This window comes from Streptomyces sp. NPDC004134, from assembly GCF_042874195.1.
In the GTDB taxonomy this organism is placed as follows: Bacteria; Actinomycetota; Actinomycetes; order Streptomycetales; family Streptomycetaceae; genus Streptomyces.
The window spans coordinates 53,228-74,551 of sequence record NZ_JBIAMS010000037.1 but is presented as its reverse complement, the minus strand read 5'-3'; the positions used below and the strand labels follow the sequence as shown (position 1 = coordinate 74,551).

Genomic DNA, 21,324 nt, shown 5'->3' with positions numbered 1-21,324 from the left:
CGGCCGCGCTCGCGCAGTCGGCCGAGCGGCTGGCGGCGTACGTGGAGCAGCACCCGCACGTCGAGGTGGGTGCCCTGGCGGCTGGGCTGTGGTCCGGGCGGGCGAAGCTGGAGCACCGCGCGGGCATCGTCACCGCGGACCGCGACGAACTCCGCGGAGCCCTCACCGCATTGGCTACCGGTGCCGCGCACCCGGCGCTGGTCACCAGCCTCGGCTCCGTCGAGTCCGGCGGCCGTCTCGCGGTGATGTTCTCCGGGCAGGGCAGCCAGCGCCCAGGCATGGGCCGCGAGTTGTACGAAACCTTCCCCGTCTACGCCGAAGCCCTGGACGAGGTCTGTGCGGCGCTCGACGAACATCTGGGCACCGGGACGCCGCTGCGCGAGGTCATGTTCGCCGCGAAGGACAGCGAGCAGGCGGAGCTGCTGGGCACCACGCTCTACACCCAGCCCGCCCTCTTCGCCCACCACGTCGCCGGCTACCGGCTCCTCCGGACCACCGGCGTCGAGCCAACCGCGCTCATCGGCCACTCCATCGGTGAACTGTCCGCCGCTCACCTCACCGGCGTCCTGCCCCTGGAAGCCGCGGCGGACATGGTCGCCACCCGCGCCAAGCTGCTGCACACCCTTCCTGAGGGCACCGGCATGCTCGCCGTCAACACCGACGCCGACACCCTCGCCCCGTACCTGCGGAACCACCCCGCGGTGGCCATCGCGGCGTACAACTCCGCCACCTCCCTCGCCGTCGCCGGCCCGCACCAGTCGCTCCAGGCCCTGGCCGCGGAGCTGACCGAGGCCGGCATCCGCAGCAAGGCGCTCAAGGTCGCGCACGCCTTCCACACCGCCCACACCGAACCGATCCTCGACGCCTTCACCAACCACCTGACAGACCTCTTCGCCCACCACACCCTCGGCGAAGCCGACATCCCCGTCATCTCCAACGTCACCGGTGCACCCGCCACCAACGACCAGCACCACGACCCCGCCTACTGGGCCCAGCACATCCGCCAACCCGTCCGCTTCCACCAAGGCACCACCCACCTCACCGACGCCGACGGCATCAGCCTCTTCACCGAACTCGCACCCCACCCCACCCTCACCCCCCACCTCCCGTCTGGTACGAAGCGCACCCCCCACCTGGCCACGGAGACCCTCACCCACCTCGCCACCCTGGTCAGCCTCCACACCCACCACCACCCCCTCGACCTCACCCCTGCTCTCCCCGGGACCGCGGCCAAGCTCCCCGTCCTGCCCACCTATCCCTTCCAGCACCGCCCCTACTGGCTGCGCGCCGACCCCGCCAAGGCGACCGACGCCCGCCCCGCCGACGCCGGGCTGTGGGACGCGCTGGAGCGCGAGGACCTGGACGGCGTGCTGTCCGCGATGGGCGTGCGGGACGCCGACGTCACGGCGTGGAAGACCGTCCTGCCCGCGCTCGTCACCTGGCGCCGTCAGCGCGGCTGGGGCCACCGCCTCGGCTGGGAGGCCCTGGACGGCGGCACGCCGCCCCTGCTGGACGGCGCCTGGGTCGTCCTGGTCCCCGAGGGCGCCGAGGAGCAGCCGGCCGTACGGACCGTGCTCACCGCGCTGGACGAGGGCGGTGCCGGCGCCGAAGTCGTCACCGTAGAGCGGGAGATGGCCCGTACGACGTTCGCCGGCCGGCTGCGCGCCGCGCTGGGCGCCTGCGGGCCCCGGCTCGCCGGTGTGCTGTCGCTGCTGGCGTTCGCCGACCCGGCGCGGCCGGACGGCCCCGACGGTCTGGAGCAGTCCGCCGCGCTGCTGCATGCGCTCGACGACGCCGCCGCGCGGACACCCGTGTGGTTCGTGACCGCGGGCGGCGTCGCGACCGGTCGTCAGGACCCGCTCGCCGACCCCGCGCAGGCCGGGATCTGGGGGCTGGCGCAGGCGTTCGCCGTCGAACACCCCGAGCGCTGGGGCGGCTTGGCCGACCTGCCCGCGGGCGGCGCCGGCGACCGGGACGTGCGCGACCGGCTCCGGGCCGCGCTGGCAGGCCGCGCGGACCGCTCGGGCGCCCGCGAGGACCAGGTGGCGATCCGGCCCGGGGCGCTCTTCGCCCGCCGGCTGCGGCCCGCGGACCTCGCCGCCGCCACCGAGCCGTGGCTGCGCGCCACGGACGGCACCGTGCTGGTGACCAGTGCGTCGGGCGCGCTCGCCGGCGAGGTCGCCGCGGAGCTCGTACGCGAGGGTGTACGCCATCTGCTGCTGGCCGCCGGGCCGGGGACGGACGGGACGGACGGCGAAACCGCCGCGCTGGTCGCGCAGTTGCGCGAGGCGGGCGCGGACGTGGCCGTCGCCGCGGTCGATCTCACCGACCGCGACGCCGTCGCCGCGCTCCTCCGCTCCGTCGCACCCGAGCACCCGCTGAGCGCGGTGGTGCACACCGCCGAGCTGGACGACGCCGTCGTCGGGGCCGTGGACGGCGACGACATCGGCCGGCTGCTCGACCCGGCCACCGCGTCCCTGGCCAACCTCTGCGAACTGACCCTGGACCGCGGGCTGGAGGCGTTCGTGCTCTGCTCCTCCGCGGTCGGCGCCCTCGGCGCGGCCGGGTTCGGCGCCCAGGGTGCGGTGCACGCCCACCTGGACGCGCTGGCGCACACGTACCGCGCCCGCGGCCTGCCCGTCACCTCGCTGGCCTGCGGCCCCTGGCAGGCCCCTGACGCGGCGGAGACCGCGGCCGGAAAGCACCTGCGCTACCAGGGCATCCGCCCCATGGCACCCACGCCCGCGGCCCGCTTGGCGGTACGGGCCCTCGCCGGCCGGTCGGCCGCGCCCGTCCTGGTGGACGTCGACTGGGACCGCTACGTGAGGCAGTCGGAACAGGACGCCGTCGGCTCCCTGTTGCGCGCGATCCCCGGGGCCGGCGGCGCCGGCGCGGCGGACAGCGGTGCCCGGGAGGCGGACGCCGACGGCGCCGGGCCCCTCGGCGAGGCCGCCGCGCGGCTGCGCCACCGGCTGGACACCGCCCCCGCCGCCCAGCGCGCCGAGTTGCTGCTCGACCTGCTGCGGGACGCCGCCGCCCAGGTCCTCGGGCACGCGGACACCGCGGAGATCCCGGCCGACGCCCAGTTCACCGAGCTGGGGTTCTCCTCCTTCACGGCCCTCGAACTGTGCAACCGGGTCGCGGCCGTGTCGGGCCTGCAGATCCCGCCGATGGCCATCTTCGACAACCCCACGCCGCAGGCGCTGGCGGGCTATCTGATGACCACGTTCGAGGGGGAGACCCCCCTCGCACCAGCGGCCGGGGCCGCGGCCCGGTGACGCGCCGAGCGCCGACCCGGGCGACGCGCCCCCTGCCGACGTACGTTCGTACCTTCCGAAGGAGCCTTTATGAGTGAGCCGGTCGTCGTCGTGGGCGCCGGGCCCGCCGGTCTGATGCTCGCCTGCGAGCTGGCGATGCGCGACGTGCCCGCGGTCCTTGTGGACGTCCACCCCGCGCAGCGCGCCGAGGCTCCGGCCATGGCGATCAACGCGGGCACGCTGGAGATGCTGGACCAGCGCGGCCTGGCCGCCGGGCTGCGGGAAGGCACGGTGACCTTCCCCGAGGTGCGGTTCGCGGACCTGCGCCTGGCCTTCGAGAAGGTCCAGGGGCCGCGCGAGCCCACCCACATGGTGCTGCAGTCCCGGCTGGAGAAGGTGCTGATCGACCGCGCGGTCGAGCTCGGTGTCGACCTGCGCTGGGCCACCCGCCTGACCGGCTTCGAGGAGGCCGCCGACGGGTCCGGCATCACCGTCACGCTCGCCTCCGACGCCGGTGAGGAGACGCTGCGCTGCCGGTACCTGGTCGGCTGCGACGGGCGGGACAGCGTCGTCCGCGAGGGCGCCGGCATCGACTACGTCGGCGACGACTGGGTGATCGTCCGCGGCATCGTCGGCGACGTCGCGATCAACCGCGAGGACGTGGCCCGCGAGCAGTACGGCCTGTCCTACACCGACAACGGCGACCAGTTCCTCGGCGCCCCGCTCAGCCCCGACGTCATGCGCGTCTTCAGCGCCGAGTTCTCCACCGAGCCGCCGGAGTTCGAGGACGGCCCGGCGACGCTGGAGCAGCTCGGCGACACCGTCGAGCGGCTCACCGGCAAGGAGCTGAAGGCCACCGAGGCGCACTGGCTGCGGCACTACTCGATCGTCACCCGCAACGCCGAGCAGTACCGCAAGGGCCGGGTGTTCCTCGCCGGCGACGCCGCGCACGTCCACTACCCGTACAACGGGCAGGGCATCGGCACCGCCATCGGCGACGCGGTCAACCTCGGCTGGAAGATCGCCGCCGAGGTGCACGGCTGGGCGCCGGAGAGCCTGCTCGACTCGTACCACGACGAGCGGCACCTCGCGGGCCGGCTGGCCTGCATGAACATCCAGGCGCAGCTCGCCCTCCTCTACCCGCGCCCCCTCGCTCGCTACATGCGCGAGATGATGGCCGAGTTCCTGAAGTTCGACGACGTGAACGTGTTCCTCGCCGAGCTCGTCACCAACCTCGGCCCCGCCGTCCCCATCGCGTACGACGGCGTGCCGAAGAGCGACGAGGACGACCGGCTGCTCGGCCGACGGCTGCCGCAGGTGCGCATCAAGACCGCGGCCGGCGACATGGGCGTCGCCGAGACCCTGCAGTCCGGCCGCGGCGTGCTGCTGGACCTCTCCGGTGACGCCTCGGCGCAGGAGGAGAGCGGCTGGGCCGACCGGGTCGAGGTCGTCCGCGCCCAGCCCGTACCTGAGTTGCCCGGCACCCTGCTGCTGCGCCCCGACGGCTGCGTCGCCTGGCACGACGGCGACGGCTGGGGCCAGGACGAACTGCGCATCGCGCTCCGGGCCTGGTTCGGCGCCCCCACCGCCTGACCGGATCCGGTACGCGCCCGGAGAGCGCGCCCGGCCCCGCGCCCCGCGCTCTCCGGGCGGCCCGCGGCCCGTACTCCGAAGGTGAGAACCGGGCAAGGGCGGCTTTAGGCCAACGCACCAGCATGACCGCGTCGGCGCCGGTGCCTGCTCTGCTGAGCGGGGCCCGGCGCTTTCGCCCAGCAGTATCACCACCAGAAGGGACAGCAGTGCGCCCGACAGAGATCCCCTCCCGGCTGACCGCCGCCGGGGCCGCGGCCATCGTGCTCACCGTGCCGATCGGCGCGAGCCAGGCCCACGCCGCGGACACCCACAAGGCCGAGTGCATGACCCTCTCCTTCATCGAGCAGTTGGTCACCACCGAGACCAAGGACGCGGCTCCGGTCGGTCCCAGTGTCGGCGACGTCGTGATCACCGAGGACGCGGTGCTGGACGACCAGCGCAACCGCATCGGCACCAACGACATCAAGGGCATCATCATCAAGAAGGACGCCGAGACGGGCGAGCTGTTCTCGTTCTCGGCCGCCGAGTACACCCTCGACGACGGCACCATCCACGTTGCGGGCCTGGTCAACCTGACCGCGCTGGCCTCCGGCAAGGAGCAGAAGCTCCCGGCCTACGGCACCGGTGGCCGCTACGCCGGCAAGGTCGGCGAGCTGACGTGGACCCTCGTCAGCGAGACCGAGTCGTTCAACTCCATCGCGCTCTGCGACTGACGTCGCGGACCGCAGCCGAACGACGGGCTGAGACCGGCGGGCACACCCCCGCCGGTCACTCCTGCCCGCCCCCGACCCGCAGAGCCCGGGAAGTGCGATGATCCTCGAACCTCAGGTGTGGGCCGCCGGCCCCTCGGACGGCTCAGGCAACTGGGCCACCGACCTCATGGAGAGCCTCGGCTCGCCCGGGGTCGCGATCGCCACCGGCCTGGAGAGCCTCTTCCCCACCGTGCCCAGCGAGCTGGTGCTGCTCCTCGGCGGGTACACGGCGCGCCTCGGCGATCTCAACTTCTTCGCCCTCGTCTGCTGGAGCACCATCGGTTCCGTCATCGGATCCGTCCTCCACTACTACGTCGGCGCGCTGCTCGGCAGACGCCGCACCCGCGCCATCTTCATCCGCTTCCCGCTGGTCCAGGAGTCCGACCTCGACCGCGCCGAGGGGTGGTTCGCCCGCTACGGCGCCAAGGCGGTGCTGGTCGGCCGGCTTATCCCCATCGTGCGCAGCTACGTCTCGCTCCCCGCCGGGATCGAGCGCATGGCGATGCCGCTGTTCGTGGCGTACACGGCGATCGGCTCGCTGCTGTGGAACCTCGTGCTGCTCACCGTCGGCTACGCGGTCGGCAGCAGCCACGACACGGTGGAGCAGTACGCCAACGGGTTCACCGCCGTCGTCGGCGCGATCCTCCTCGTGCTCGTCGTGCGGTTCGTCGTCGTCCGGCTGCGGGCCCGGCGCCGGGAGCGCCGCGAGGCCCCGGCGGAGTCGGCGTGACCTGTGCGTAAGCACTCAGCCCACGGTTAGGCCCTCTTTAGCCCGGCCGCCCAGCATGAGCCAGTACCGCGCCCGGCATCGCCTCCGCGCGCCCGCCGGGCCCCCGACGGAATCGGAGTGTGGACAGTGTCGGAACCGGCGGCCCAGGCCCTCGCGCGACCCGAAGGCCCGGCATCCATCGCCGTGGTGGGGACGGCCTGCCGTCTCCCGCAGGCTGACACGCCCGAGGCGTTCTGGGAGCTGCTGCGCGACGGCCGCGACGCCGTCACCGGGCTCCCCGAAGGCCGGCCCGACCTGCACGCGCCGGGGGAGGCGGGGCAGAAGGCGCGCCGCGGCGCGTTCCTCGGCCACGTCGACCTCTTCGACCCCGCCTTCTTCGGCATCGGCCCGCGCGAGGCCGCCGCCATGGACCCGCAGCAGCGCCTCGTGCTGGAGCTGGCCTGGGAGGCGCTGGAACGGACCGGCATCGTGCCCGCGTCGCTCGCCGGCACCCGCACCGGGGTGTTCGTCGGAGCCATGGCCGACGACTACGCCCGGCTCACCCAGCAGCTCGGCCCGGCCGCCGTCGGCCAGCACACCGCGACGGGCCTGCACCGCGGCATCATCGCCAACCGCGTCTCGTACCTCCTCGGCCTGACCGGCCCCAGCATGTCCGTCGACACCGGGCAGTCCTCCTCCCTCACCGCCGTCCACCTCGCCTGCGAAAGCCTGCTGCGCGGCGAAGCGGACCTCGCCCTGGCCGGCGGGGTCAACCTCAACCTCACCGCCGACGGCTACGAGATCACCGAGAGCTTCGGCGCCCTGTCGCCCGACGGCCGCTGCCACACCTTCGACGACCGCGCCAACGGCTACGTACGCGGCGAGGGCGGCGGGCTCGTCCTGCTCAAGCGGCTCGCCGACGCCCTCGAAGACGGCGACCGCGTGCTCGGCGTCATCCTCGGCAGCGCCGTCAACAACGACGGCACCACGGACACCCTCACCACCCCGGGCAGCCGGGGCCAGACCGACCTGCTGCGGCTGGCCTGCGACCGCGCCGGCGTGGCGCCCACCGACGTCCAGTACGTCGAACTGCACGGCACCGGCACCCGTCTCGGCGACCCCGTCGAGGCGACGGCCCTCGGCGAGACCCTGGGTGCGGGCCGCGGCGACGGGGACCGGCTGCGCGTCGGCTCCGCCAAGACCAACGTCGGCCACCTGGAAGGCGCCGCCGGCATCACCGGGCTGATCAAGACGCTGCTGAGCCTGCACCACCGGGAGCTGCCCCGCAGCCTCCACTTCCGCACCGCCAGCCCCGCGATCCCGCTCGCCGATCTCGGGCTGCGGGTCCAGGAGGAGCACGGGCCGTGGCCGCACGAGGACCGGCGGCTGATCGCGGGGGTCAGCTCGTTCGGGATGGGCGGGGCGAACGCGCACGTGGTGGTGGCGGAGCCGCCGGCGCGGGGCGCCGACACCGAGGCGGCGGCCGGTCGCGTAGGCCCCGCGCAGGCCGGCCTCACGGAGGACGCGGCGCCCGTCACCGGCGCCGGCGTGCTGCCCTTCCTCCTCTCCGCCCGCAGCGCCGCCGCCCTGCGGGCCCAGGCGCGCCGGCTGCACGACCACCTGACCGCGCGTGGCGACGTCGCCCCTCCCGTCGACGTCGCCCGCGCCCTCGTCACCACCCGCGCGGCCTTCGAGTACCGGGCCGCCGTCCTCCCCGCCCTCACCCCCGCGGAGGCGGCGGCTCCGGACGCCGGGGGGACGCTCGACGCGCTGCTCGCGGGCCTGGCGGCGCTCGCCGACGACACCCCCGCCTCCGGCGTCCTGCGCGGCACCGTCCGCGACGGCCGCGTCGCGCACCTCTTCGCCGGCCAGGGCAGCCAGCGCGCGGGCATGGGCCGCGAACTGCACGCGACCTGGCCGGTGTTCCGCGCCGCACTCGACGAGCTGTGCACCGCGCTCGACGTCGCGCTCGCGCCGTACGTCGACCGCCCCCTGCGCGACGTGATGTTCGCCGACGACGACCCGGAGCTGCACCGCACGGTCTACGCGCAGCCGGCGCTCTTCGCCTTCGAGGTCGCGCTCTTCCGGCTGCTGGAGAGCTGGGGCATGCGCCCGGACGTGGTGGCGGGACACTCCATCGGCGAACTCGCCGCCGCCCACGTCGCCGGGGTGCTCACCCTGCCCGACGCCTGCCGCCTGGTCGCCGCCCGCGGCGGGCTCATGCAGGCGCTGCCGGAGGGCGGCGCGATGCTGTCCGTGCGCGCGCCCGCCGACGAGGTCGAGCCGCTGCTCAGCGGCCCCCGCGCCCTCCCCGGGCTGGACGTCGCCGCTGTCAACGGCCCCGCGGCCACGGTCGTTTCCGGCGACGCCGAGGCCGTCGAGCGCCTGGCCGCGGTGTGCGCGGAGCGCGACTGGAAGACGCGCCGGCTGCGGGTGAGCCACGCCTTCCACTCCGCGCACATGGACGGCATGCTCGCCGACTTCGCCGCGGTCGCCGCCGAGTTGGACTTCCGGCCGCCGCGCATCCCGATCGTGTCCAACCTCGACGGCCAGGAGGTCGGCGCCGACGAGGTCTGCGACCCCGGCTACTGGGTGCGGCACGTCCGGCGGACCGTCCGCTTCCACGACGGCGTGCGCTGGCTGGGCGCGGCCGGCGTCACCACGCTCGTGGAGATCGGCCCGGACGGCGTCCTGTCCGCCATGGCCGAGGACTGCCTGCCGAGCGCCGTGACCGTACCGCTGCGCCGCGGCGGCACGCCCGAGGTGCGCGAGGTGCTGACGGCGGTCGTACGGGCCCATCTGCACGGCGTCGCCGTCGACTGGTCCGCCGTGTTCCAGGGCGCGGACGCCGGGCATGTCGACTTGCCGACGTACGCGTTCCAGCGCGAGCGCCACTGGCTGACGGGGGAGCGGCAGGCCCCGGCGGTACGCCCGGCCGACGGCCCCGGCGGGGGGCGTACGGACGCCCCGGCTTCCGCCGCTCCGACGGCCTCCTCCGCCGGTACCGGCGGCGACCCGGCGGAGACGCTGGCGCTCGTCGTTGGCGAGGCCGCAGGCGTCCTCGGGTACGCCGACGTGTCGGCCGTCGAGGTCCGCCGCGCCTTCCGGGACCTGGGCTTCGACTCGATCTCCGCCGTCACCCTCCGGGACCGGCTGGCCGACGCCACCGGTCTCGACCTGCCCAGCTCCGTCCTCTTCGACCACCCCACCCCCGAACGCCTCGCTGCCCACCTGTTCGCCCGCCTCACCGGCACCGACGACGGCGTCACGACGACGGCCACCGCCGTGGACGCGGACGATCCGGTCGTGGTGGTGGGGATGGCGTGCCGCTATCCGGGCGGTGTGACGTCGCCGGACGAGTTGTGGGACCTGGTGTGGTCGGGGCGCGAGGGGATTTCGGAGTTTCCGGCGGACCGTGGCTGGGGCGCGGATCTCTTCGATGCGGATCCGGGTAAGTCGGGGAAGTCGTATGCGCGTCATGGTGGTTTTCTGCATGACGCAGGGGATTTCGATGCTGAGTTCTTCGGTGTTTCGCCGCGTGAGGCGCTGGCGATGGATCCGCAGCAGCGGTTGGTGCTGGAGGCGTCGTGGGAGGCGTGCGAGCGCGCGGGCATCGACCCCGACAGCCTGCGCGGCAGCCGCACCGGCGTCTACATCGGCGCCACCGCGCAGGAGTACGGCCCCCGGCTCGCCGACGGGCACGACGGCCACGACGGTCACCTGCTCACCGGCACCACGGTCAGCGTGCTGTCGGGGCGGGTGGCGTACGCGTTCGGGCTCGAAGGCCCGGCGGTGACGATCGACACCGCGTGCTCGTCGTCGCTGGTCGCCGTCCACCTGGCGGCGCAGGCGCTGCGGACCGGGGAGTGCGACCGGGCGCTCGTCGGCGGCGTCACGGTCATGGGCTCGCCCGGGATGTTCCTGGAGTTCTCACGGCAGCGGGGGCTTTCGCCGGACGGCCGGTGCAAGGCGTTCGCGGAGGGCGCGGACGGTACGGGCTGGGCCGAGGGCGTCGGGCTGCTGCTGGTCGAGCGGCTTTCGGAGGCCCGCAAGCAGGGACACGAGGTGCTTGCCGTACTCCGCGGCTCCGCCGTCAACCAGGACGGTGCGTCCAACGGGCTGACCGCGCCCAACGGGCCCTCCCAGCAGCGGGTCATCCAGCAGGCGCTGGCCGGCGCGGGGCTGAACGCCGGGCAGGTCGACGCCGTGGAGGCGCACGGGACCGGCACCAAGCTGGGCGACCCGATCGAGGCGCAGGCGCTGCTCGCCACATACGGGCGGGAGCACTCGGCGGAACGGCCGCTGTGGCTGGGGTCGTTGAAGTCCAACCTCGGGCACACGCAGGCCGCGGCCGGTGTCGCGGGCGTCATCAAGATGATCGAGGCGATGCGGCACGGGTCCCTCCCGCAGACGCTGCACGTCGATCAGCCCACCACGCATGTCGACTGGGACGCGGGTGCCGTGTCGCTGTTGACGGAGGCGCGGGAGTGGCCGGAGACGGGGGAGCCGCGGCGGGCGGCGGTGTCGTCGTTCGGGATCAGCGGCACCAACGCGCACGTGATCCTGGAGGCGGCACCGGAGGCGGAGCCGGCACCCGCCGAGCGGTCCGGTGTGCTTCCGGTGGTGCCGTGGGTGGTGTCGGCGCGTAGCGCGGAGGCGTTGCGTGAGCAGGCCGCGCGGCTGGGAGAGTTCGTCGCGGCGGCCGGGGGAGAGGTGTCTCCGGTCGACGTCGGCTTGTCGCTGCTGTCGCGGTCGACGGGCGACTACCGCGCCGTGGTGACGGGCGCCGACATCGAGGAGTTGAAGAGCGCGCTGGCGCGGGTGGCGGCGGACGACTCCGAGCGGTCCGCGGCCTCGCCGGGCGGCGGTGTGGGTCTTCTGTTCACCGGTCAGGGTGCGCAGTGGTCTGGGATGGGTGCGGGGCTGACGGGCTTCGCGGTGTTCCGGGAGGCGTTCGAGGAGGTCTGTGCCGGGTTCGACGGGCTGCTGAGCCGGCCGTTGGGCGAGGTTCTGGCCGCGCGCGACGGCGGGCTGGTGGACCGGACGGAGTTCACGCAGCCGGGGCTGTTCGCGTTCGAGGTGGCGATGTACCGCCAGCTCCGTGCGTGGGGTGTGGAGCCGGGTGTGCTCGTGGGTCATTCGGTGGGCGAGTTGGCGGCCGCGCACTGCGCGGGCGTGTGGTCGCTGTCCGATGCGTGCCGGCTGGTTGCTGCGCGAGGCCGGTTGATGGAGGCGCTGCCGCCGGGCGGTGCGATGGTGTCGCTGCGCGGCAGTCTTGACGAGGTCAATGCCCTGTTGGAGGGCTGCTCCGGGGTCGATGTGGCGGCGGTGAACGGGCCGCGGTCGGTGGTGATTTCCGGTGATGAGGGGGAGATCGAGGGGCTGGTGTCTCGCTGGGAGGCGGATGGTGGCCGGGCCCGGCGGCTGCGGGTCTCCCATGCCTTCCACTCGCCGCTGATCGAGCCGATGCTCGCCGACTTCCGCCGGGTGGCCGAGGACGTCGAGTACCACCGGCCTTCCCTGACGCTGGTCTCGAACGTCACCGGACAACTCGCCGACGCGGAGACCGTCTGCGATCCGGAGTACTGGGTCCGGCACGTACGCGAGGCCGTCCGCTTCGCGGACGGCGTGCAGTCGGCGGCTCTCACGGGCGTCTCCGTTTTCGTGGAGGTGGGGCCCGCCCCCGTCCTGACCGCCATGGGGCAGGAATGCCTCCCGGACGCGCCCGTCAATTGGGTCGCCCTCTCCCGCGCACCCCGGGAAGAAGAGAAAGAATCGCGGATTGAACAATCTGCGAAGGCAAACGAAGAATTTGCGCACGAGGGCGCGCGTGCCAGCGGTGTGCTGATGTCCGGCGTCGGCGCCGCGTTCTCCGCGGGCGCGCGCGTGGATTGGCGCGCGGTGTTCGGTGGCGTCGGCGCACGGCCCCTCGCGCTGCCGACCTACGCCTTCCAGCGGCGCCGCTACTGGCTGTCCGGGGCGGCGGTGAGCGGTGACCCGGCGGGTCTCGGCCTCGGTGCGTTCGGGCATGGGCTGCTGGGCGCGGCGGTGACCGTCGCCTCCTCGGGCGCGGTGGTGCTGACTGGTCGTATCTCGCGGGCGGGTGACGGCTGGCTGACGGGGCACCGGATCCAGGGCCGTGTGCTGGTGCCGGGAGCGGCGCTGGTGGAGATGGCGCTGCGGGCCGGGGACGAGGCCGGGTGTCCGGTCCTCGAAGACCTCACCCTGGAAGCGCCGTTGGAGCTGCCGGAGAGCGGCGGTACGCAGATCCAGGTCACCGTCGACCCCGCCGAAGGCGAGGGCGCGGCGCGTACCGTCAGCGTGCACGCCCGGCCCGACGACGCCCCGGACCGCCCCTTCACCCGGCACGCCACTGGCCGCCTCACCCCCGCCGACGAAGCGGCGGCCGGCGAGCCGTGGCAGGGCGCATGGCCGCCCGCCGGTGCAGAAAGCGCAGACCTGGCAGGCGCGTACGACCGGCTGGCCGAACTCGGTTACGAGTACGGCTCCGGCTTCCAGGGCCTGACCGCGCTGTGGCGGGTCGGGGCGACGCGCTACGCGGAGGTCGTCCTGCCGGAAGAGCACACCGGCGAGCACGGACCCGATTCCTTCGGCCTCCACCCCGCCCTCCTCGACGCCGCCCTTCACACCCTCCTCGTCGACAGCGGGGACGCCCAAGAGGCCGGCATCCGCGTGCCGTTCGCCTGGTCCAAGGTGGCGCTGCACGCCACCGCCGCCACCCACCTGCGCGTCAAGGCAGTCACCGTCGGCCCCGACACCGTCGAGATCACCCTCTTCGACGCCGAAGGCGGCCCGGTCGCCGAGATCGGCGAGCTGACGCTACGGACGCTCGCGGCCGCGCCCCAGGCCACCGCCGACCTCTACACCCTGCGCTGGACCCCGCAGCAACTCCCGGCCGCCGCAACGGACCTCACCGGCTGGGCCAGCCTCGGCCCTGCCGCACCGGTCCCCGACACCGCCGCCCGGCACCACACCGGCCTGGCCGCTCTCCTCGCCGCCGACGACCAGCCCAACGCCGTCGTCTACGCCCCCGCTCCCGGTGACCCCACTCCGGCCGTCGCCCACCAGGCCGTACACGACCTGCTCACCCTGCTTCAGCAGTACCTCGCCGAACCCCGGCTCACCGACACCCCCCTCGTCCTCCTCACCCGCCACGCCCACACCGCCGAGCCCGACCCCGTCCACGCGGCGCTGTGGGGCCTGGCCCGTACGGCGCAGGCCGAGCAGCCGGACCGTATCCACCTCGTCGACACCGACGACCACCCCGACACCCGCACCCACCTCTCGCGCACCCTCGCCCACGCGCTGACGACCCCCCAACTCGCCCTCCACGTCGGCACTCCGCACACCCCGCACCTCACCCAACTGCCGCCCCCGGGGGACACAGGACAGCCGCTCGGCCGCCGCAACGGCACCGTGCTGATCACCGGCGGGGCCGGGGCGCTGGGCGGGCTGGTCGCCCGTCACCTGGTGGCGACGCACGGCGTACGGCGTCTGCTGCTCGCCGGCCGCCGCGGCATCGACACGCCCGGAGCGCCCGAGCTGCAGGAGGAACTGCGGGCCGCCGGTGCGGAGGTCACGTTCGCCCGCTGCGACCTCACGGACCGCGACGCCGTGGCCCGGATGCTCGCAGAACTCCCCGACGACCGGCTGCTGACCGCGGTCATCCACGCCGCGGGCGTGGTCGCCGACGCCACGATCGCGTCCCTCACGCCCGAGGCGCTGCGCGACGTCCTGGCCCCCAAGATCGATGCCGCGACGCACCTCGACGAGCTGACGCGCGACCTCGATCTCGACGCCTTCGTCCTCTTCTCCTCGATCGCCGGCGTGCTCGGCACCCCCGGTCAGGGCAACTACGCCGCAGCCAACGCCTGGCTCGACGCCCTGGCCGCCCGCCGCCGGGCCCAGGGGCTGGCCGGACAGGCCCTCGCGTGGGGTCTGTGGGGCGACGTCGGCGGGACCGGCGGCATGGGCGCCGCGCTCGGCGAGGCCGAACTCGCGCGCTGGCACCGCAGCGGCATCGCCCCGCTGACGCCGGAGCCCGGGCTCGCCTCCTTCGACGCGGCCCTGCGCACCCGTACGCCGAACGTCATCCCCGTACGCATGGACCTCCCCGCGCTCCGCGCGCAGGCCGAGGTCGGCGACGTGCCGTATCTGCTACGGGACTTCGCCCCCCGTCGCCGCGCCCGCCGGGTGGCGGCAGCCGGGACGGCGACCGGCACGTCCGCGCTCGCCGCCCGGCTGGCAGGACTCGACGCGGCGGCGCAGGACGCCGAGCTGGTCGCGCTCGTCCGCACCCAGGCCGCGCTGGTCCTCGGCTACGACGATGCGGCAGCCGTCGACGCCGACCAGGACTTCAAGGCACTCGGCTTCGACTCCCTGACCGCCGTCGAGCTCCGCAACCGCGTCAACTCCGCGGCGGGCGTGCGCCTCGCGCCCACCGTCGTCTTCAACTACCCCACGCCCGCGGGCCTCGCCAGCCACCTGCGCGACGAACTGCTCGGCTCCGCCACCGCCTCCGCCGCGGCGGCGCCCGTGACCGCCGTGGACGCGGACGACCCCGTGGTCGTCGTGGGGATGGCGTGCCGCTACCCCGGCGGCGTGACCTCCCCGGCGGAGTTGTGGGACCTGGTGTGGTCCGGCGGCGAGGGGATTTCGGAGTTTCCGGCGGACCGTGGCTGGGGCGCGGATCTCTTCGATGCGGATCCGGGTAAGTCGGGGAAGTCGTATGCGCGTCATGGTGGTTTTCTGCATGACGCGGGGGATTTCGATGCTGAGTTCTTCGGTGTTTCGCCGCGTGAGGCGCTGGCGATGGATCCGCAGCAGCGGTTGGTGCTGGAGGCGTCGTGGGAGGTGTGCGAGCGCGCGGGCGTCGACCCCGACAGCCTGCGCGGCAGCCGCACCGGCGTCTACGTCGGCGTCATGTACCACGACTACGCGCCCCGCATGTCGACCGAGCGGCAGGAGATCGAGGGCTACGCGCTGACGGGGAACCTGTCGAGCGTGCTGTCGGGCCGGGTGGCGTACGCGTTCGGGCTCGAAGGCCCGGCGATGACCATCGACACCGCGTGCTCGTCGTCGCTCGTCGCGCTGCACCTGGCGGCGCAGGCGATGCGGAACGGGGAGTGCGACCGGGCGCTCGTCGGCGGCGTCACCGTGATGGCGACGCCGAACACCTTCGTGGAGTTCTCGCGGCAGCGGGGGCTTTCGCCGGACGGCCGGTGCAAGGCGTTCGCGGAGGGCGCGGACGGTACGGGCTGGAGCGAGGGCGTCGGGCTGCTGCTGGTCGAGCGGCTTTCGGAGGCCCGCAAGCAGGGACACGAGGTGCTGGCGGTGCTCCGCGGCTCCGCCGTCAACCAGGACGGTGCGTCCAACGGGCTGACCGCGCCCAACGGTCCTTCCCAGCAGCGGGTCATCCAGCAGGCGCTGGCCGGCGCGGGGCTGAACGCCGGGCAGGTCGACGTGGTCGAGGGCCACGGGACCGGGACCAGGCTCGGCGACCCCATCGAGGCCGAAGCGCTGCTGGCGACGTACGGGCGGGAGCACTCGGACGAGCGGCCGCTGTACCTCGGCTCGATCAAGTCCAACCTCGGGCACACGCAGGCCGCGGCCGGTGTCGCGGGCGTCATCAAGATGATCGAGGCGATGCGGCACGGCGCGCTGCCGCAGACGTTGCACGTGGACACACCGAGTACCCATGTCGACTGGGACGCGGGTGCGGTCTCGTTGCTGACGGAGGCACGGGAGTGGCCGGAGACGGGGGAGCCGCGGCGGGCGGCGGTGTCGTCGTTCGGGATCAGCGGCACCAACGCGCACGTGATCCTGGAGCAGCCGGCCGCCGAGCCGGTGCACGAGGAACCGGATTCTGCCGGGCTCCCGGTGGTGCCGTGGGTGGTGTCGGCGCGTAGCGCGGAGGCGTTGCGTGAACAGGCGGCGCGGCTGGCGGAGTTCGTCGCGGCGGGCGGGGGAGAGGTGTCTCCGGTCGACGTGGGGGTCTCGCTGCTTTCGCGATCGACGGCCGACCACCGGGCCGTGGTCGTCGGCTCCGACGCGGGCGAACTCGGGGCCGGACTGGCGCGGTTGGCCGAGGGCGACGCCTCGCCGGTGCTGCCCGGCGGTGTCGGACTCCTGTTCACCGGTCAGGGTGCGCAGTGGTCTGGGATGGGTGCGGGGCTGACAGGCTTCGCGGTGTTCCGGGAGGCGTTCGAGGAGGTCTGTGCCGGGTTCGACGGGCTGCTGAGTCGCCCGCTGGGCGAGGTGCTGGCCGACACGGGTGCCGACGGGCTCATTCATCGGACGGAGTTCACACAGCCGGGGCTGTTCGCGTTCGAGGTGGCGACGTTCCGCCAGCTCCGTGCGTGGGGTGTGGAGCCGGGTGTGCTCGTGGGCCATTCGGTGGGCGAGCTGGCCGCCGCGCACTGCGCGGGCGTGTGGTCGCTCGAAGACGCCTGCCGTCTCGTAGCTGCCCGCGGACGATTGATGGACGCGCTGCCGCCGGGCGGTGCGATGGTGTCGCTGCGCGGCAGCGTCGACGAGGTCAGTGCCCTGTTGGAGGGCTGCTCCGGGGTCGACGTGGCGGCGGTGAACGGGCCGCGGTCGGTGGTGATTTCCGGTGATGAGCGGGAGATCGAGGGGCTGGTGTCTCGCTGGGAGGCGGATGGTGGCCGGGCCCGGCGGCTGCGGGTCTCCCATGCCTTCCACTCGCCGCTGATCGAGCCGATGCTCGCCGACTTCCGCCGGGTGGCCGAGGACGTCGAGTACCACCGGCCTTCCCTGACGCTGGTCTCGAACGTCACCGGACAACTCGCCGACGCGGAGACCGTCTGCGATCCGGAGTACTGGGTCCGGCACGTACGCGAGGCCGTCCGCTTCGCAGACGGCGTACAGGCCGCCGCCCGGAGCGGCGTGGCGACGTTCATCGAGGTCGGGCCCGCCCCCGTCCTGACCGCCATGGGACAGGAGTGCCTCCCGGACGAGCCGATCAGGTGGGTCGCCCTCTCCCGCGCACCGCGCGACGAGGAGCCGGACGGCGCCGCGGCCTCCCGTGCCGCGGGCATGCTGATGTCCGGCGTGGGCTCCGCCTACGCGGCCGGGGCGCGGGTGGACTGGCGCGCCGTGTTCGCCGGGTCCGGCGGACGGCAGGTCGCGCTGCCGACGTACGCGTTCCAGCACCGTCGCTACTGGCTCTCCGGTCCCGTCTCCGCGGGCGACCCGGCGGGTCTCGGCCTGGGCGCCTTCGGGCATGGGCTGCTGGGCGCGGCGGTGACCGTCGCCTCCTCGGGCGCGGTGGTGCTGACAGGTCGTATCTCGCGGGCGGGTGACGGCTGGCTGACGGGGCACCGGATCCAGGGCCGTGTGCTGGTGCCGGGAGCGGCGCTGGTGGAGATGGCGCTGCGGGCCGGGGACGAGGCCGGGTGTCCGGTCCTCGAAGACCTCACCCTGGAAGCGCCGTTGGAGCTGCCGGAGACCGGGGGCGCGCAGATCCAGGTGACCGTCGACCCCGCGGAGGACGGCGGATCGGTTCGTACGGTCAGCGTGCACGCCCGCCCGGACGACGATCCTGACCGCCCCTTCACCCGCCACGCCACCGGCCGCCTGACCCCCGCGACCGACGCGAACGGCGAGCCGTGGCAGGCGGCATGGCCCCCCGCGGGCGCCACGAGCGTGGACCTTAGCGACACGTACGACTGGCTGGCGAAGCAGGGCTACGAGTACGGCTCCGGCTTCCGCGGCCTGACCGCGCTGTGGCGGGACGGGACGACGCGCTACGCGGAGGTCGTCCTGCCGGAAGAGCACACCGGCGAGCACGGACCCGATTCCTTCGGCCTCCACCCCGCCCTCCTCGACGCCGCCCTTCACACCCTCCTCGTCGACAGCGGGGACGCCCAAGAGGCCGGCATCCGCGTGCCGTTCGCCTGGTCCAAGGTTGCTCTGCACGCCACCGCCGCCACCCACCTGCGCGTCAAGGCAGTCACCGTCGGCCCCGACACCGTCGCGATCACCCTGTACGACACGCAGGGCGGCCTCGTCGCCGAGGTCGGCGAGCTGACCCTGCGCACCCTGCCCGCCGGCCCCCAGCCGACCGGCATCCCGGACCACCTCTACGCCCTGCGCTGGACCCCGGAGCAACTTCCGCCCGCCGCAACGGACCTCACCGGCTGGGCAACCCTCGGCCCTGCCGCACCGGTCCCCGACACCACAGCCCCGCACCACTTCGACCTCACCGCTCTCCTCGCCGCCGACGACCAGCCCACCGCCGTCGTCTACGCCCCCGCCCCGGCCGGCCTCACCCCCGCTGCCGCCCACCGCGCCGTACACGACCTGCTCACCCTGCTTCAGCAGTACCTCGCCGAACCCCGGCTCACCGACACCCCCCTCGTCCTCCTCACCCGCCACGCCCACGCCCTGCCCACCGACCCCGACCCCGCGACCGACCCCGCGCACACCGCGCTGTGGGGCCTGGCCCGCTCCGCGCAGGCCGAGCACCCGGGCCGTATCCACCTCGTCGACGCCGACGACCACACCGACACCCGCACCCACCTCCCGCGCGCCCTGGCCCACGCGCTCACCAACCCCCAACTCGCCCTCCACCACGGCACCGCGCACACCCCACTCCTCACCCACCTCCGCGACGATCCGCCGCTGACCCCGCCCGCCGGCGCGGGCGCCTGGAGGCTGGACACCACCACCCCCGGCACCATCGAGTCCCTGCAACTGCTGCCCCAGCCCGAAGCGCTGGCGCCGCTCGCCCCCGGCACGGTGCGCGTGTCCGTACGCGCCGCCGGGCTCAACTTCCGCGACGTGCTCATGGCGCTCGGGATGTACCCGGGCGAGCAGATCATGGGCAGCGAGGGCGCCGGCGTCGTCACCGAGGTGGGCCCCGGCGTGACGGACCTCGCCCCCGGCGACCGGGTGCTCGGCCTGCTCCCGCACTCCTTCGGCCCGGTCGCGGTCGCCGACCGGCGAATGCTCGCCCCGATGCCCGAGGGCTGGACCTTCGCGCAGGCCGCGGCGGTGCCCGTCGTCTTCCTCACCGCGTACTACGGCCTGCGCGACCTGGGCCGGCTGGCCAAGGGCGACGCGGTGCTCGTGCACGCCGCCACCGGCGGCGTCGGCATGGCGGCCGTCCAACTGGCGCGGCACTGGGGTGCGGACGTGTACGCCACCGCCAGTCCGCCGAAGCAGGGGCTGCTGCGCGAGCTGGGGCTGCCGGAGGAGCGGATCGCGTCCTCCCGCGACCTCGACTTCGCCGAGCGGTTCCGGCGTGCGTCAGGCGGCGCGGGCATGAACGTCGTCCTCAACTCGCTCGCCCGGGAGTTCGTGGACGCCTCGCTCGAACTGCTGCCCGCGGGCGGGCGGTTCGTGGAGATGGGCAAGACCGACATCCGCGCCGCCGCCGACGTCGCGGAGCGCCACCCGGGCGTCGCGTACCAGGCGTTCGACCTGATGGAGGCGGGCCCCGACCGGATCCGCGAGATGCTCGCCGAGATCGTCACGCTGCTGGAGTCGGACGTGCTCACCCCGCTGCCGCTGCGCACCTGGGACGTGCGGCGCGCGCCCGAGGCGTACCGCTTCATGAGCCAGGCCCGGCACGTCGGCAAGATCGTGCTGACCGTGCCGGCGCCGCGGGACCCGGCCGGCACGGTGCTCGTCACCGGCGGCACGGGCGCGCTGGGCGCGCAGGTCGCGCGCCATCTGGCGACCGTCCACGGCGTACGGCACCTGCTGCTCACCAGCCGCCGCGGGATGGACGCGCCGGGGGCCGCGGCGCTCCGGACCGAGCTGGCCGGACTCGGGGCCGAGGCCACCGTCGCCGCGTGCGACGTGTCGCGGCGCGAGGACGTCGTACGGCTCCTGTCCTGCGTACCGGCGGAGCACCCTCTCACCGCCGTCGTCCACGCGGCGGGCGTGACCGCGGACGGCACCGTCGAGACGCTCGACGCCGCCGCGGTCGACCGGGTGCTCGCGCCCAAGGTGGACGCGGTCGCCCACCTGGACGAGCTGACCCGCGGCCTCGACCTCAGCGGCTTCGTGCTGTTCTCGTCCATCGCGGGCACCCTCGGCACGGCGGGGCAGGGCAACTACGCCGCCGCCAACGCCTGGCTGGACGGGCTCGCGCAGCGCCGTCAGGCCCAGGGCCATCCGGCGGTCTCGCTCGCCTGGGGCTACTGGGCCGAGGAGAGCGAGCTGTCCGGCCACCTCAGCGACGCGGACGTGGCCAGGCTGAGCCGCACGGGCATCCTGCCGCTGGCCACCGACGAGGGCCTGGCGCTGCTCGACGAGGCCGTGGCGCTGGGCGACGCCGCCGTGGTGCCGGCGCGGCTGAGCACGCGCGCCGAAGAGGGCGTGGCGGTGCCGGCGGTGCTGCGGCAGGTGGTCAGGCCGGCGCGGCGCACCGTCGCGGCGGACGACCCGACCGCGTCGGGCGGGTCGGGGGCGCAGCTCGCGGAGCTGCCGGCCGCCGAGCGGGCCGAGGCCCTGGTGCGGCTCGTACGCACGCACGCCGCCGCCGTGCTCGGACACGGCTCGGCCAACTCCGTACCGCGCGAAGCCGCGTTCAAGACCATCGGCTTCGACTCGCTGGCCGCCGTGGAGCTGCGCAACCGGCTCAACGCCGCCACCGGCCTGCGGCTCCCGGCCACCGCCGTCTTCGACAACCCGACCGCCGACGCGCTCGCCGCCCTGATCGACGGGGAGTTGCCGGGCGCGCCCGCCGCGGAGACCCCGGCGGACCCCGGGGCGGGGAGCCTCGGCGAGCTGGAGGACATGCTGGCCGCGGGCACGCTCGGCGAGCAGGAGCAGGCGCGGCTCGCCGCGCGGCTTAAGGCCCTGCTGTGGCAGCTCGAAGACGTGCGGCAGGACGGGGCCGAGGAGGCCGGTCCGACCGCCGGGGAGCCCGGCGGCGAGTTGGACGAGGCGAGCGACGAGGAGATGTTCGCGATGATCGACCGGGAGCTGGGCCGGGACTGACTCCCGCGCCCGGCCCGGCCGG

At 74.4% G+C, this 21,324-nt stretch carries 5 protein-coding genes; all 5 read left to right on the top strand.

Features of this window, described 5'->3' with window-relative positions; genetic code table 11:
* On the top strand, nucleotides 1–3,278 hold a 3,278-nt coding region (locus ACFYVJ_RS32870), incomplete at its 5' end, for an SDR family NAD(P)-dependent oxidoreductase (protein WP_388899518.1).
* A gap of 69 nt (nucleotides 3,279–3,347) precedes the next feature.
* Nucleotides 3,348–4,850 (top strand): FAD-dependent monooxygenase, encoded by a 1,503-nt coding sequence (locus ACFYVJ_RS32865; RefSeq protein WP_388899515.1) that lies wholly within the window; start codon nucleotides 3,348–3,350, stop codon nucleotides 4,848–4,850.
* Between the two features lie 206 nt (nucleotides 4,851–5,056).
* Complete coding sequence (locus ACFYVJ_RS32860; RefSeq protein WP_388899512.1) at nucleotides 5,057–5,563, top strand: hypothetical protein; 507 nt, start codon at nucleotides 5,057–5,059, stop codon at nucleotides 5,561–5,563.
* A gap of 97 nt (nucleotides 5,564–5,660) precedes the next feature.
* The gene (locus ACFYVJ_RS32855) at nucleotides 5,661–6,332 is read left to right on the top strand and encodes a DedA family protein (RefSeq protein WP_388899510.1); all 672 of its coding nucleotides are present in this window, start codon (nucleotides 5,661–5,663) and stop codon (nucleotides 6,330–6,332) included.
* A 126-nt stretch (nucleotides 6,333–6,458) separates the two neighbouring features.
* Nucleotides 6,459–21,302, top strand: coding sequence for an SDR family NAD(P)-dependent oxidoreductase (locus ACFYVJ_RS32850; protein WP_388899507.1), 14,844 nt, complete (start codon nucleotides 6,459–6,461; stop codon nucleotides 21,300–21,302).
* The last annotated feature ends 22 nt before the right edge of the window (nucleotides 21,303–21,324 follow it).

Excerpts from the sequence above, each read along its gene's own strand:
- ACFYVJ_RS32855 (WP_388899510.1), top strand. The coding sequence starts at position 5,661 with ATGATCCTCGAACCTCAGGTGTGGGCCGCCGGCCCCTCGGACGGCTCA.
- ACFYVJ_RS32865 (WP_388899515.1), top strand. The coding sequence starts at position 3,348 with ATGAGTGAGCCGGTCGTCGTCGTGGGCGCCGGGCCCGCCGGTCTGATG.